The 13,552-nt window shown below is 74.8% G+C and carries 14 protein-coding genes; 12 read left to right on the top strand and 2 right to left on the bottom strand.

Annotation, left to right across the window (positions count from 1 at the left end):
- The first annotated feature begins 382 nt into the window (after positions 1-382).
- From ABD990_RS11445 to ABD990_RS11435, 3 genes are all read left to right on the top strand, one after another.
- Complete coding sequence (locus ABD990_RS11445) at positions 383-919, top strand: DUF6328 family protein (RefSeq protein WP_345380360.1); 537 nt, start codon at positions 383-385, stop codon at positions 917-919.
- A gap of 64 nt (positions 920-983) precedes the next feature.
- Positions 984-1,475 carry an SRPBCC family protein gene (locus ABD990_RS11440; protein WP_345380359.1) on the top strand — a complete coding sequence of 164 codons (492 nt, stop codon included), beginning with the start codon at positions 984-986 and terminating at the stop codon, positions 1,473-1,475.
- Between the two features lie 99 nt (positions 1,476-1,574).
- A complete protein-coding gene (locus ABD990_RS11435) occupies positions 1,575-1,904 on the top strand; it encodes a DUF4235 domain-containing protein (RefSeq protein ID WP_345380358.1) in 330 nt (109 codons plus the stop codon).
- A gap of 34 nt (positions 1,905-1,938) precedes the next feature.
- Here the strand turns inward: ABD990_RS11435 and ABD990_RS11430 are convergent, their stop codons facing one another.
- Positions 1,939-3,216, bottom strand: a complete 1,278-nt coding sequence (locus ABD990_RS11430; protein WP_345380357.1) for a cation:proton antiporter domain-containing protein — start codon at positions 3,214-3,216, stop codon at positions 1,939-1,941.
- A gap of 196 nt (positions 3,217-3,412) precedes the next feature.
- Here ABD990_RS11430 and ABD990_RS11425 point away from each other — a divergent pair, with 196 nt between their 5' ends.
- From ABD990_RS11425 to ABD990_RS11410, 4 genes are read left to right on the top strand one after another with little or no spacing between them, the layout of a single operon-like run.
- The gene (locus ABD990_RS11425) at positions 3,413-3,724 is read left to right on the top strand and encodes a hypothetical protein (protein WP_345380356.1); all 312 of its coding nucleotides are present in this window, start codon (positions 3,413-3,415) and stop codon (positions 3,722-3,724) included.
- A gap of 7 nt (positions 3,725-3,731) precedes the next feature.
- On the top strand, positions 3,732-5,243 hold the full coding sequence (locus ABD990_RS11420) for a class I adenylate-forming enzyme family protein (RefSeq protein WP_345380354.1): 1,512 nt from the start codon (positions 3,732-3,734) through the stop codon (positions 5,241-5,243).
- 22 nt (positions 5,244-5,265) lie between these two features.
- Positions 5,266-6,294 carry a TIGR03617 family F420-dependent LLM class oxidoreductase gene (locus ABD990_RS11415; RefSeq protein WP_345380353.1) on the top strand — a complete coding sequence of 343 codons (1,029 nt, stop codon included), beginning with the start codon at positions 5,266-5,268 and terminating at the stop codon, positions 6,292-6,294.
- Positions 6,291-7,073 (top strand): enoyl-CoA hydratase, encoded by a 783-nt coding sequence (locus tag ABD990_RS11410; protein WP_345380352.1) that lies wholly within the window; start codon positions 6,291-6,293, stop codon positions 7,071-7,073. Before ABD990_RS11415 ends, ABD990_RS11410 begins: the two co-directional genes overlap by 4 nt.
- 7 nt (positions 7,074-7,080) lie before the next feature.
- Here the strand turns inward: ABD990_RS11410 and ABD990_RS11405 are convergent, their stop codons facing one another.
- Positions 7,081-7,458, bottom strand: a complete 378-nt coding sequence (locus tag ABD990_RS11405; protein WP_345380351.1) for a VOC family protein — start codon at positions 7,456-7,458, stop codon at positions 7,081-7,083.
- A gap of 70 nt (positions 7,459-7,528) precedes the next feature.
- Between ABD990_RS11405 and ABD990_RS11400 the strand changes: the two genes are divergently transcribed.
- The 5 genes from ABD990_RS11400 (at position 7,529) to ABD990_RS11380 (ending at position 13,546) form a co-directional block, all read left to right on the top strand.
- Positions 7,529-8,839 (top strand): alpha-amylase family glycosyl hydrolase, encoded by a 1,311-nt coding sequence (locus tag ABD990_RS11400; RefSeq protein WP_345380349.1) that lies wholly within the window; start codon positions 7,529-7,531, stop codon positions 8,837-8,839.
- A gap of 82 nt (positions 8,840-8,921) precedes the next feature.
- Positions 8,922-9,782, top strand: a complete 861-nt coding sequence (locus ABD990_RS11395; RefSeq protein WP_345380348.1) for an NAD(P)-dependent oxidoreductase — start codon at positions 8,922-8,924, stop codon at positions 9,780-9,782.
- A gap of 440 nt (positions 9,783-10,222) precedes the next feature.
- Positions 10,223-11,734, top strand: coding sequence for an ammonium transporter (locus ABD990_RS11390; protein ID WP_345380347.1), 1,512 nt, complete (start codon positions 10,223-10,225; stop codon positions 11,732-11,734).
- A gap of 412 nt (positions 11,735-12,146) precedes the next feature.
- On the top strand, positions 12,147-12,731 hold the full coding sequence (locus ABD990_RS11385; protein WP_345380346.1) for a MarR family winged helix-turn-helix transcriptional regulator: 585 nt from the start codon (positions 12,147-12,149) through the stop codon (positions 12,729-12,731).
- A gap of 74 nt (positions 12,732-12,805) precedes the next feature.
- Positions 12,806-13,546, top strand: a complete 741-nt coding sequence (locus ABD990_RS11380; protein ID WP_345380345.1) for a dienelactone hydrolase family protein — start codon at positions 12,806-12,808, stop codon at positions 13,544-13,546.
- Positions 13,547-13,552 lie beyond the last annotated feature (6 nt).

Below are 13,552 nucleotides of genomic sequence, written 5' to 3'. Positions count from 1 at the left end.
CGGCACACCCGGTCGACGGCCCGCGTCGCGCGTCGTCGGGTGTGAGCGCCTTATGGACGGGCCCGCGGTGGCCCGGACCGCCACGCGACGGATCGCGAAGGCGGCGGAGCGCGTGCCGATCGCCGTCGGCGCGAGGTACCCGGGCGGTCGCACAACCCGTTGCGCGTCGGACATCCCGTCGACGGGGTGTGCGGCGCTCCGTGCGGGTGTGAGGCCGGGTCGGAGCGGGTGTGGGCGGCATCGCCGGGGTGGTGAGGCCGGGTGCTGCCACCGGCCCGCATGCTCCGCTGCACCCCCTTCCCGCTCACCCGATCGTGTGAAGCAGGAGAAATCGGGTACAGCAGTGCGGTCCGGGACGTGACGGGGGCGGAAGGAGCGGCGCATGTCCACCGCGACGACGGTCACCGACGAGACCGAGGACTGGAACACCCGGCATCGGGCCGAGGGGCCCCTGAACCGCGCGGACCGGAACTTCGCCGAGCTCCTGCAGGAGCTGCGCGTGGTGTTCACCGGCGTGCAGATCCTCTTCGGTTTCCTGCTCACCATGTCGGTCAGCGAGCGCTTCAAGGAGCTCGACGGGGTGCAGCACGGCCTGTTCGTCGCGACGCTCGCCGGCGCCGCGGCGACCTCCACGCTGCTGGTGGCGCCCGTCGCCGCGCACCGGGTCCTCTTCCAGCGCAACCGCAAGCGGGAGCTGGTGCGGGCCGGGCACCGGCTGGCGATGGCGGGGCTGGGCTTCCTGGCCCTGACGCTGGCGGCGGGCCTGATGCTGGTGCTGGACATCGCGGTCGGGCGGATCGGCGGGATCGTCGGGGTGGCGGTGCTGCTGAGCGCCACGCTGGTGCTGTGGGTACTGGTGCCGCTCCACCTGCGGCGCGACTCCCGCGCCGCCCCCGCACTGCCCGACCCGGAGACCTGATCCGCGCCGGAATCCCCCGATCGACGCACGTTTCGCGGTCGGCCGCAGGTGCAACCCGACAGACATGACCACCAACGTTCAGGACAGCATCGACGTCGAGGTCCCGGTCAGCACCGCCTACAACCAGTGGACGCAGTTCGAGTCGTTCCCGCGGTTCATGAGCGCGGTCGAGCGGATCGAGCAGATCGACGCGACCCGGACGCACTGGGTCACGAAGATCGCGGGCGTGCAGCGCGAGTTCGACGCCGAGATCACCGAGCAGCACCCGGACGAGCGGGTCGCCTGGAAGTCGGTGAGCGGCCCGAACCAGGGCGGCGTCGTCACCTTCCACCGGCTCGACGACACACACACCCGGGTGACCCTGCAGCTCGACTTCGAGCCCGAGGGCATCGTCGAGAAGGCCGGTGACGCGCTGGGCATCGTCAGCAAGCAGGCCAAGGGCGACCTCGGCCGGTTCAAGGAGTTCATCGAGTCGCGCGGCGTCGAGGAGGGCGGCTGGCGCGGCGACGTCGACCGCACGCCGCAGCCCGGGGAGGGCGCCACGCCGCCCGCGTGACCCGGCACCACCGCACCGACGTCGACGGCCCGTCCCCAGTGGACGGGCCGTCGGTGTGTCCGGCGTGTGGGCGGACGCGGCCCCGGGTACGTGCCGGGCATGAGCGGCACGAAGAACGAGAACCGCAAGCCCGCCGAGCTCGGTGACGACCTGCCCGGCCCGCTGAAGCTGGCGTACAAGCCGGTCGGCCTGCTGTCGGGCGTGCTCGGCGGGCTCATCGCGGGGCAGGTGTTCGCCCAGGTGTGGAAGCGGGTCTCGAACGAGCCGGAGACCCCGCAGCCGCTGTCGCGTGACTACGGCACCAAGGAGGTGCTCCTCGCCGCCACGCTGCAGGGCGCGATCTTCGGGCTGATCAAGACGGCGGTCGACCGGTACGGCATGAAGGCCTACCACCGGTTCGTCGACAAGCCGCGCCCGGCCACGCGCTGACCCGCGGCGGGGCGGGGGCCGGAGCGGCGTCGGCTCATCGGCGCCGCCACCGGCCCCGCCGCCCGGCCGGCGCGACCGCCGGGCCGGGCCCGCCGGGGGAGGCCGGCTCGGGGACGTCGCCGGTCACGCCCGCCCGGCCGTAGCGGCGCGCCACCAGCCCGGTCGACAGCCCGTGGACGACGATGCTCGCGACGACCGTGACCACGGTGACCGCGAGCGCGAGGTCCTTCTGCGGGCTCGCCAGGTCGATGAACGCGAGCATGCCGAACACCAGGGTCGCGACGCCCCGGGGCCCGGCCCAGCCGAGGACGAGCCGGTCCCGGGCGGGGACGTCCGTGCGGATCAGCGACACGGCGACGGGCAGCATCCGGGCGATCGTCAGCGCGACCAGGGCGAACACCACGACCTGCCACGTGATCGCCCCACCGGCCAGGGTCTGGTTGACGATCGCGCCGAAGATGAACCACAGCGCCAGCGAGAGCAGCGTGCCGACGTCCTCGACCAGGTGCAGCGTGCCCGCGGGCAGCCGGCGCGCCTCCGGCTCGAAGAACACCCCGGCGACGAACGCCGCCACGAACCCGTTCGCGCCGAACACGGCCGCCCCGCCGTAGGCCAGCAGGGGCAGGGCGAGCACGCCGATCCGCAGCGCCGACGGCTGGGTCCACCCGGCGTCGAGCACCAGGCGGAGCAGGCGGGCGGCCACCGCGCCGACGAGTGCGCCGACGGCGATCGCGATCACCAGGGCCGGGACGGCGTTGAGGGCGGCCTCGGTCAGCCCCTCGCCGCCGGCCGCGGTCGCGCCGGCCAGGGCGATCAGGAAGACCGGGGCGACCAGGCCGTCGTTGAGCCCGCTCTCCGCGTTGACGACCTGCCGCAGCCGTTCGGGGATCCGGCGGTCGCGGACGAAGGCGATCGCGGGTGCGAGGTCGACCGGCATCACGACCGTGGCGAGCACCAGGAGCAGCCAGGCCCCGATGCCGCCGAACAGGAGGGCGCCCGCGAGCCAGGCGACCGCGAGGGACAGCGGGAGGGCGACGAGGAGGAGCCGGAGGGTGAGGCGCGGCTCGCGGCCGAGCATCCCGCCCGGCACCTCGGTCGCGTCGGTGAACAGCAGGATCGCCAGGATGCCCTCGACGACGTGCTCCGCGGACTCGAACTCGATGTCGAAGACGAACACCGGATCGGGTCCCGCGGTGAGCAGCATCCCCGCCGCGAGCATCGCGAGCGGCATCGTGACGCTGAACCGCGCGAGCCGGCCGGCCACCAGGCCCCACGCGAGCAGGATCAGCATGATGACGACGAGCGCGAGCATCCGTACCCCCTCCCGTCGGATCCGCCGGCGTTCGCCGCACCCTTGCACTCGGCGCGTGGCACTTCCACGTTTCGGCCGGGCGATCCGCGGCGGTCTTCCGCGCGCGGGCTCCGGATGGCATTGTGACGCTGACGTCACACTCTCATTCGGGGCCGTCCGCTCGGCCGGCCCGCTCGTCGACACGGAGGGCGCCGCGATGAAGCCGCGCATCGGCACGACCCTGGCCAGCACCACCGACGCCACGACCGTGGTCGTGGTGCGGTGGGGGGACGCGGACGTGGAGGTGACCTGCGGGGGCGTGCCGATGGTGGACGCGAAGGGCCCGGAGGCGGGCTCCACCCACCCGGCCGACCCGGACCAGCAGGCCGGGACGCAGATCGGCAAGCGCTACGCCGACCCCGACCTCGGCATCGAGCTGCTCTGCACGAAGGCGGGCACCGGCACGCTCGCGGCGGGTGGGGTGGCGCTGCCGCTCAAGGACGCCAAGCCGCTGCCGGCGTCGGACTGAGGCCGCCGTGAACCTGTCGGTGCTGCTGGACATGGCGGCCGAGGGCTTCGGCGACCGGGTGGTCGTCGGGACCCGGGCGGAGGGGCTGACGGCCGCCCGGCTCCGCGGGCTGGCGGCCGGCGGCGCGTCCCTGGTCGCCGACGCCGGCGCGGACGCGGTGCTGTACCTGGCGGTGAACGGGCCGGCGTTCCCGGTCGCGCTGTTCGGGGCCGCGCGGGCGGGGGTGCCGCTGGTGCCGGTGAACTACCGCCTGGGGGCCGCGCAGCTCGACCACCTGCTCGCTCAGCATCCCAAGGCGCTCGTGGTGGCCGACGCCGCGCAGGCCGGCGCCGCGGAGCGGGTCGGGCTCGGCGTCCGCACCCCGGCGGAGTTCCTCCGCGACGCGGCGGCGGCCGCCGGCACGGTCTCTACGGAGGAGGGGTTCGTCGACCCGGACTCGGCGGCGGTGGTCATCTACACCTCGGGCACGACCTCGGCGCCCAAGGGCGTGGTGCTGCGCCACGCCAACCTGGTCTCCTACGTGCTGGGCACGGTGGAGTTCGCTTCCGCCGAGGAGGCCGAGGCGGCGGTGATGAGCGTGCCGCCGTACCACGTCGCGGCGGTGTCCAACGCGTTGACGAACCTCTACGCGGGCCGCCGGGTGCTGGTCCTGGAGGCGTTCACCCCGGCCGGCTGGATCGAGCTGGTGCGTGGCGAGGAGGTCACGCACGCGATGGTCGTGCCCACGATGCTGGCCCGGATCATGGACGAGCCGGGGCTGGACCGGGCGGTGCCGTCGCTGCGGTCGCTGGCCTACGGCGGGGCGGCGATGCCGCGCCGGATCGTCGAGCAGGCGTTGCGCGAGTGGCCGCACGTCGGGTTCGTCAACGCCTACGGGCTCACCGAGACCTCCTCGACGATCACCGTGCTCGGCCCGGACGAGCACCGGGCCGCGCTCTCGTCCTCGGACGAGGCGGTGCGGGCCCGGTTGTCCTCGGCCGGCCGCGCGGTGCCCGGGATCGAGATCGAGGTCCGCGACGACGCCGGCGCCCCGGTGCCGGCGGGCACCTCGGGACAGATCTGGGTGCGCGGCGAGCAGGTGTCCACCGAGTACGCCGGGCGCGGCTCGTCCGTCGACGGCGCGGGCTGGTTCCACACCCGCGACCAGGGCCGGCTCGACGACGAGGGGTACCTGTTCGTCGAGGGCCGGGTCGACGACACGATCATCCGCGGGGCGGAGAACATCGCCCCGGCCGAGATCGAGGACGTGCTGCTGCGCCACCCGGACGTCGCCGACGCCGTGGTCGTGGGGGTGCCGGACGAGGAGTGGGGGCAGCGGATCGAGGCCGTCGTGGTCGCCCGCCCCGGCACCGAGCTCGACGAGGCGGCCCTCGACGGACTGCGCGAGTCCGTGCGGGCCACCCTGCGCAGCTCCAAGACCCCCGACCGGATCCAGGCCTGGCCCGAGATCCCCCGCACCCCGACCGGCAAACTGCTCCGCAGGGACGTCGTCGCCGGGCTCGCGCCGGCGACCGGCTGAGCCCCCGACCCGGAGGTCAGAAGTGAAGATCGACACCAGCCTGCCCCTGGCCGGGTCGGCCGACCCGCGCGAGGCCGCCCGCCGCGCGGAGGAGGCCGGGTACGACGGCCTGTGGGCCGCCGAGGTCACGCACGACCCGTTCGTCGCGCTGACCCTGGCCGCCGCCGTGACCGAGCGGGCCGAGCTCGGCACGTCCATCGCGGTCGCCTTCGCGCGCAACCCGATGACGCTCGCCGGCACCGCGAACGACCTGCAGGTCCTCAGCGGCGGACGGCTGCTGCTCGGGCTCGGTACCCAGGTCCGGGCGCACATGACCCGGCGCTTCTCCATGCCCTGGTCGCAGCCCGCCGCGCGGATGCGCGAGTTCGTGCTGGCCATGCGCGCGATCTGGGACTGCTGGGCCGACGGCACCCGGCTCGACTTCCGGGGCGAGTTCTACTCCCACACCCTGATGACGCCGATGTTCGTGCCCGAGCCGCACGGGTTCGGCGCGCCGAAGGTGCTGCTCGCCGGGGTCGGCCCGGCGATGACGGAGACCGCCGGCGAGGTCGCCGACGGCTTCCTGTGCCACGGCTTCACCACCCAGCGGTACGTCCGCGAGGTCACCCTGCCCGCCCTGCAGCGGGCCCGCGGGGGCGAGCTGGGCGACTTCCAGCTCGTCGGGCTGCCGATGATCGCGACCGGGCGGACGGAGGAGGAGCTGGCGAAGGCCGTCGAGGGCGTGCGCGCGCAGATCGCCTTCTACGGCTCCACCCCGGCCTACCGCGGGGTGCTCGAGCTGCACGGCTGGGGCGCGCTCGGCGAGGAGCTGCACGCGCTGTCGACACAGGGGGAGTGGGAACGGATGGGTACCTTGATCGACGACGACGTGCTGAGCGCGGTCGCCGTCGTCGGCGAGCCCGACGCGATCCCCCCGGAGCTGGTCCGCCGCTACGGCGACCTGTTCTCCCGCTGCTCGCTCTACACCCCCTGGGACGCCGACCCCGGGCTCGTCGCGGAGATCGCGGCCGGGGTGCGCAAGGGCGCGGCGGAGGCGGGGCGGTCGGCGTGAGCGCGGCGAACGGGACCGTCGTCCGCACCGAGGACCGGGGTGCGGTCCGCGTCGTCACGATCGACCGGCCGGAGGCGCGCAACGCCTTCAGCGGCGAGGTGATCTCGCAGCTGTACCGGGCGCTGGTGGAGGCCGACGAGGATCCCGGCGTGCTCGCCGTCGTGCTGACCGGCGCGGACCCGGCGTTCTGCGCCGGCGTCGACCTCAAGCAGGCCGCGGCCGAGGGTGAGGCCTACTTCCGGCGGCACCGCGACGAGCCGGTGATCGCGCAGGCCGGCCTGATGCGCACGCCGATCGTCGGGGCGGTCAACGGCGCCTGCTTCACCGGCGGGCTGGAGCTCGCGCTGGGCTGCGACTTCCTCGTCGCCTCCGAGCGGGCCGTCTTCGCCGACACCCACGCCCGGGTCGGGGTCCGCCCCGGCGGCGGGATGACCGCCCGGCTCCCGAGCGTGGTCGGGATGGCGTGGGCGCGGCGGATGTCGTTCACCGGCGAGGTGGTCGACGCCGACCTGGCCCTGCGGATCGGGCTGGTCACCGAGGTCGTCCCGCACGAGCGGCTGCTCGACCGGGCCGTCGAGCTCGCGACGGCGGCCACCGAGCCGCCCGCGGACGTGCTGCAGGCGGTCAAGCGGATGTACGTCGAGGGCTCGGGGGCGCCGGTGCAGGCGGCCCTGGAGACCGAGCGGGCGATCGCGGCGGCCGGGACCACGGACATGGCGGCGCTGGAGGAGCGGCGCCGGGCGGTGACGGCGCGGAACCGGGCGCAGCTGGCGCGGTGAACCCCCGTCAGTGCTCCAGGACCAGGCAGAAGGGGTGCCCGGCGGGGTCGAGGTAGACCCGGAAGTCCGTGCCGGGCTGCACCTCGTGCTTGCGCGCGCCGATCGCGAGGACCCGGGTCTCGCCCTCGTCGAGATCCGGGACGTCGAAGTCGAGGTGGGCCTGCTGGGGGTGCGCGTCGCCCGGCCAGTCCGGCGGGGTGTGCCCGGGCGCGAGCTGGAAGGCGAGCGTGGCCCCGCGGCCGGAGACGAGCTCCACCCAGTCGGTGCCGGGCGCCTCGTCGCCGGCGCGGATCGGCCAGCCGGTGAGCGCGGAGTAGAAGCGGGCGAGACCCAGCGGGTCCCGGGTGTCGAGGGCCGCCACGGAGAAGGTCGCGAAGCCGGTCATGGTCGAGAACCTAGGCCGCCGCGGCCGCCCGGCCCAGCGGATTCCGCCTCCGTGGGGAAGGGTGGCCCGCATGCACGACCGGTGGACCGACCACGCGATCTGGTGGCACGCCTACCCCCTCGGGTTCGTCGGCGCCGAGCGCGAGGCGCTGGCGCCCCCCAGCCCGCCCGCGCACCGGCTCGGCCGGTTCGAACCGTGGCTCGACCATCTCCTCGAGCTCGGCTGCTCCGGGCTGGCGCTGGGGCCGGTCTTCGCCTCGGAGACCCACGGCTACGACACCGTCGACCCCTTCCGGATCGACCCCCGGCTCGGCGACGACGCGGACTTCGACGCCCTCGTCGCCGCGGCGCGCTCGCGCGGGACCCGGCTGCTGCTCGACGGCGTGTTCAACCACGTCGGACGGGGGTTCGAGAGGTTCCGGGCCGCCGAGGCCGGCGACGCCGGGGCCCGCCGCTGGTTCCGGTGGGAGGGCGAGCGGCCCGCGACCTTCGAGGGGCACGGCCGGCTGGTCGCGCTGAACCACGACGAGCCCGCCGTCCAGGAGCACGTCGCCGAGGTGATGCGGCACTGGCTGGACCGCGGGGCGGACGGCTGGCGCCTCGACGCCGCCTACCAGGTGCCGACGACCTTCTGGCGGGCCGTGCTGCCGGGCGTGCGCAAGGAGTTCCCCGACGCCTGGTTCGTCGGCGAGGTGATCCACGGCGACTACGCCGCGATCGTCGAGGAGTCCGGGATGGACTCGGTCACCCAGTACGAGCTGTGGAAGGCGGTGTGGAGCGCACTGAACGACCGGAACCTCTTCGAGCTCGCCCACGCCCTGGACCGGCACTCGGCGATGGTGGGGTCCTTCGCGCCGCTGACCTTCCTCGGGAACCACGACGTCACCCGGCTGGCCAGCCGGCTGGACCGCACCGACCACATCGGGCACGCGGTGGCCGTGCTCATGACGGTCGGCGGGGTGCCGTCGATCTACGCGGGGGACGAGCAGGCCTTCACCGGCGTGAAGGAGGAGCGCGAGTTCGGCGACGACGCCGTGCGCCCACCGTTCCCGGACACCCCGGCCGAGCTCGCCCCGTTCGGTGCCCCGGTGCAGGAGCTGCACCAGCGGCTGATCGGGCTGCGGCGCCGCCACCCGTGGCTCGTCCGCGCCCGCACGACCGTCGAACACCTCACGAACACCACCCTCGCGCTGCGCTCGACCGGCTCCCCGGCCGGCTCCGGGGACGAGCTGGTGACGCTCCTCTCGGTCGACGACGAGCCCCGGCGTTTCCCGGCGGAGCTGGCGGGGGAGACACTGGCGGACGCGCAGGGCGGCACGCCCGGGGACGCGCTCCTGCTCCCGCCGCACTCGTGGCGCGTGCTCGCCCCGCAGCGCCGCTGAGCCGACCCGATCGGACCCGTCGGGACCCGCGGCGACCCGTGAGGGCGCGTCGGGACACCCGCCGACCCCTGCTGGAGGAACGATGACCGCCGTGACCGTGCTCGGCACCGGGATCATGGGCGCCGGGATGGCCGCCAACCTGGCGAAGGCCGGGCTGGACACCACGGTGTGGAACCGCACCCCGGAGAAGGCCCGCCCGCTCGCCGACGCGGGGGCCCGGGTGGCGGAGGACGCCGCGGACGCGGTGTCCGGCGCGGACGTGGTCGTCACGATGCTGTTCGACGCGGACTCGGTCGCCGAGGTGATGGAGCGCGCGCTGCCGGCGGCGAAGGAGGGCGTGCTCTGGGTGCAGACCGCCACCGTCGGACTCGAGGGCACCGACCGGCTGGCCGCGCTGGCCGGCGAGCACGGCGTCGCGTTCGTCGACGCGCCCGTGCTCGGCACCCGCCAGCCCGCCGAGGCCGGACAGCTGGTGGTCCTGGCCAGCGGCCCGGAGGAGGTGCGCGAGGCGGTCGCGCCGGTCTTCGACGCGATCGGCTCCCGCACCGTCTGGGTCGGCGACCGGCCGGGCGAGGGGCACCGGCTCAAGCTGGTCGCCAACTCGTGGGTGCTGTCGATCGTCACGGCGACCGCGCAGGCCGTCGCGCTCGCGCAGGCGCTGGGCGTGGACCCGCAGCAGTGGCTCGACTCGATCTCGGGCGGCCCGCTGGACTGCGGGTACGCGCAGGTCAAGGGCAAGACGATGCTGGCCGGCGACTTCCCGCCCGCCTTCGCACTCGACGGTGCCGTCAAGGACTCCGGACTGATCGCGGACGCGCTCGCCTCCGCCGGGGTCGCCGACTCCGTCATGCGCGCCTTCCACGACCGGTTCGCCGCGGCCGCCGCGCAGGGGCACGCCGAGGAGGACATGGCGGCCGTCGTCCACGGCTTCCGGGAGACGTAACCCGAGACCCCTGCCCCCTGACCCCTGAGCGAACGGCGCTCTCGCTCACACCTACTGAGCGAGAGCGCCGCTCGTTCACGTCCCGACCGGGTGTGCCGCTGCCGAGGCCGACCCGGCCGCCGCGCCGTCCCGGCGGGGAACGGCCGTCGGAAGGCGCGCGGAAGGGCCGGAACGGCGTGTCGTGATCGGCCGGACACGGAGCGTGGAAATCGCGCCCGGAATCGTGTGATCGATCATTCCCGAGGGGGTTACCGGTTCGTTAACATCCCTGCGGCCGTCCGGAACCCGGAGGCGCGGGTCCTAGGCTGGCCGCGCCGGCGCGGGTGCCGGAGTGGACGGAAGGGCACGGGGAAAGCGGTGGTGGACAGCATGATCGGTGACCGGCCTGGTCCGCGGCGCCGTCCACTCCGGGATCCCGTGGTCGCGCGCGGTGCGGCCGCGTGAGCGCGAATACCGGCGACACCGCATGGGTTCTCGCGAGCGCCGCGCTGGTCATGCTGATGACCCCGGGGCTCGCATTCTTCTACGCCGGAATGGTGCGGGCGAAGAGCGTCCTGACCATGCTGATGGCCAACGTCGTCTGCCTGGTGGTGGTCGGCCCGGTCTGGGCCGTCGTCGGCTTCGACCTCACCTTCGGCGACGACGGGATCGGCGGGCTCATCGGCTCGATCGGCTCCGCGGGTGACCACTGGTCGGTCATGCAGCTGGCCGGGTTCGCCGGCGACGGGGCGCCCTGGCCCGGCGAGCACGCGGTCCCGGTGCTCGCCTTCGCGATGTTCCAGCTGATGTTCGCCGTGATCACGCCCGCGCTCATCTCCGGTGCGGTCGCGGAGCGGACCCGGTTCTGGTCGTGGGTCGTGTTCGTGGCGCTGTGGAGCGTGCTGGTCTACGCCCCGGTCGGGCACTGGGTGTTCGCGTTCGACGGCTTCCTCGCCCCCGACGCGGTCGGCGGGTGGATCGCCAACCGGCTGCAGGCCGTCGACTTCGCCGGGGGCACCGTCGTCCACATGAACGCCGGGGCCGCGGCGCTCGCGCTCGCGATCGTGCTGGGCCGGCGCCGGGGCTGGCCCGAGGTCGTCGCGCGGCCGCACAACCTGCCCTTCACCGTGCTCGGCGCCGCGCTGTTGTGGTTCGGCTGGTACGGGTTCAACGCCGGGTCGGCGCTGTCCGCGAACGGCCTGGCCGCGATGGCCTTCGCCAACACCACCGTGGCGACCTGTGCCGCCGTGCTGGCCTGGCTGCTCGTCGAGCAGCTGCGGACCGGGCGTCCGACGACCCTGGGCGCCGCGTCCGGGGCGGTCGCCGGGCTCGTCGCAATCACTCCGGCCTGCGGGTTCGTCGACCTGTGGGGCGCGATCGCGATCGGGCTCGCCGCCGGTGTGATCTGCCCGCTGGCCTGCGCGCTCAAGTGGCGGCTGCGGCTGGACGACTCGCTCGACGTCGTCGCGATCCACCTGGTCGGCGGGCTCGTCGGCACCCTGCTCGTCGGGGTGTTCGGGACGACCGCGGTCAACGCCGCCCTGCCCGCCGAGGGCCTGGTGCACGGCGGCGGGTTCACCCAGCTCGGCCGGCAGGCCGTCGCGGCCGGGGTGGTCGCCGGGTACTCCTTCCTCGCCACGCTCGTGCTCGGCTACCTGATCCGGTTCACCATCGGCTTCCGCGCGTCGGCCGAGGCCGAGACGGGCGGGCTGGACCTGCACGAGCACGCCGAGACCGGCTACGACGTCACCGCCACCCGCAGCGGCATCGGGCCCGAGGGCCCGGGGCAGGGCGGCGGGACCGTCGGCCCGCCCGTGACACCGATGCCCGCCCCGCGGCACGCCTCCGACCCCACCCGCATCCCGGTGCAGACCCGGCCGCCGATCCGCTTCGAGCGGGGCCGCGATCCGCGCCACCTGCGGGAGGTCGACGCCCCGTACGACGTGCCCGCGCCACGCCGCGAGCAGCACTGACCGCACCGATCCGGAGCGTTTCGCCGTCGACCGTGACCACTGTCACGTCCTGTGAATTCGCGGTGGGGCGCCATTGTCGTGCGGCGGGGAATTGTGCGATGCGCCTTCGCGGTACGCCGAGCGCGATCGCCCTGGTACACGGCGGGAATTGCGCCCGGGACCGCCGGGGGGCCGCGTCGGCGACCTGCGCGGATCGTGCCCGACCGGCTGCGCTGGGCGCACGACCTGGCTCACCAGTCGTGATCACCCTGCTCCGTATCGTGGCGAAACGATGTGGTCACGGATTCGCGGAAAGCGTGGGCGCGCTCTTCTCCGGAGGCTGTGTGAGGATGCCCTAAGACGGCCGGACGCAGCCGCGAGGAGGACAGGAAATGCGAGACGACGCCGGTTCGCGGGTGGACGGCGGAGGCCCGTGAGCGACACGTCCTGTGCCCACCTCGCCCGGGAGGCCCCGGACGGCGCCGGTGAGAACCGGGCGGCGCGGATGGTGCATGCCCACGACCATGCGTCGGCGCTCCCGGTGCCCGACGACGCGGTCGCCGCCCTCGGCACCCGGGTGCACCTGCTCGGCGCCGGCGTGGAGCGGGTGGTCGAGGTGATCGCGCGGCGGCGGGGGATGCGCGCCACCGAGGTCCACGCGCTCGTCGTCATCGCGGCCGCCGAGCCCGGCGGCGTCCCCGCCACCCCCGGCGACCTCGCGCAGACCCTGCGGCTGACCACCGGCGCCATCACCGGCATCGTCGACCGGCTCGTCGGCTCGGGGCACGTCCGCCGCGACCCCGACCGTGCCGACCGGCGCCGCATCCGCCTGGGCTGCCGCGAGGCCGGTCGCACCGTCGCCGCCGAGCTCCTGTCCACCCTCGGCGACCGTGCGTCGGGCGTGGTGGGCGCCCTGACCCCCGCCGAGTTGGCGGTGGTCGACCGGGTCCTCGGCGAGCTCGCCACCGCCCTCACCGCCTACCTGCTCTCGCCCGAGGCCCGCGCCGACCGGTCCTGAACGACGGACGCACGATCGAGGAGCACGGGGGCGTCCTAGGCTCGGCCCCCCCACCGCCGACCCACGGAGGCCGCATGCCCCGCACCGCGCTGACCATCGAGGCCCCGGACGGCACGTGCGCGGCCACGCTGCACACCCCGGCGGGGGAGGGGCCGTGGCGCGGGGTGCTGATGTACCCCGACGCGGGCGGGGTGCGGGAGACGTTCCTCGGAATGGCGGACCACCTCGCCGATCTCGGCTACGCGGTGCTGCTGCCGGACGTCTACTACCGCGCCGGCGGGTTCGCGCCGTTCGACGTCGCGACACTGTTCGGCGACCCGGCCGAGCTCGCGCGGATGGGGGAGCTGGCCCGGCCGCTGACCGCGGAGGCGATCGGGGCCGACGCCGCCGCGTACGTCGACTCCCTGCTCGCCCGGCCCGAGGTGCGCGGCGACGCCGTCGGGACCACGGGGTACTGCATGGGCGGCCGGGCCTCGCTGATCGCGGCGGCGGCGCTGGGCGGCCGGGTGGCGGCCGCGGCGTCGTTCCACGGCGGGCGGCTGGCCGTGGGCGACGACCCGGACAGCCCGCACCACCGCGCCGCGGACCTCCGGGCCACGGTGTACGTCGCCGCCGGGCAGGACGACGCGTCGTTCGGGCCGGACCAGTACGCGCTGCTCGAGGAGGTCCTCACCGCCGCCGACGTCCGGCACACCCTGGAGACCTATCCCGCCGGGCACGGCTTCGCGGTCCCGGACAACCCGACGCACGACGCCGACGCCGAGAAGCGGCACTGGGCCGCCCTCGCCGACCTCTACGCCGCGACGCTCCCCTGAGCCGAC

Origin of the sequence: Pseudonocardia yuanmonensis, assembly GCF_039542425.1 — a bacterium.
Lineage (GTDB): Bacteria > Actinomycetota > Actinomycetes > Mycobacteriales > Pseudonocardiaceae > Pseudonocardia > Pseudonocardia yuanmonensis.
This window is presented reverse-complemented; position numbering and strand designations above follow the sequence as displayed.

What these genes read in the sequence shown, in the direction of transcription:
- ABD990_RS11430 (WP_345380357.1), bottom strand. Translation starts at nt 3,216, where the DNA reads ATGCTCGCGCTCGTCGTCATCATGCTGATCCTGCTCGCGTGGGGCCTG.
- ABD990_RS11425 (WP_345380356.1), top strand. Translation starts at nt 3,413, where the DNA reads ATGAAGCCGCGCATCGGCACGACCCTGGCCAGCACCACCGACGCCACG.
- ABD990_RS11380 (WP_345380345.1), top strand. Translation starts at nt 12,806, where the DNA reads ATGCCCCGCACCGCGCTGACCATCGAGGCCCCGGACGGCACGTGCGCG.
- ABD990_RS11445 (WP_345380360.1), top strand. Translation starts at nt 383, where the DNA reads ATGTCCACCGCGACGACGGTCACCGACGAGACCGAGGACTGGAACACC.
- ABD990_RS11400 (WP_345380349.1), top strand. Translation starts at nt 7,529, where the DNA reads ATGCACGACCGGTGGACCGACCACGCGATCTGGTGGCACGCCTACCCC.
- ABD990_RS11440 (WP_345380359.1), top strand. Translation starts at nt 984, where the DNA reads ATGACCACCAACGTTCAGGACAGCATCGACGTCGAGGTCCCGGTCAGC.
- ABD990_RS11395 (WP_345380348.1), top strand. Translation starts at nt 8,922, where the DNA reads ATGACCGCCGTGACCGTGCTCGGCACCGGGATCATGGGCGCCGGGATG.
- ABD990_RS11435 (WP_345380358.1), top strand. Translation starts at nt 1,575, where the DNA reads ATGAGCGGCACGAAGAACGAGAACCGCAAGCCCGCCGAGCTCGGTGAC.
- ABD990_RS11405 (WP_345380351.1), bottom strand. Translation starts at nt 7,458, where the DNA reads ATGACCGGCTTCGCGACCTTCTCCGTGGCGGCCCTCGACACCCGGGAC.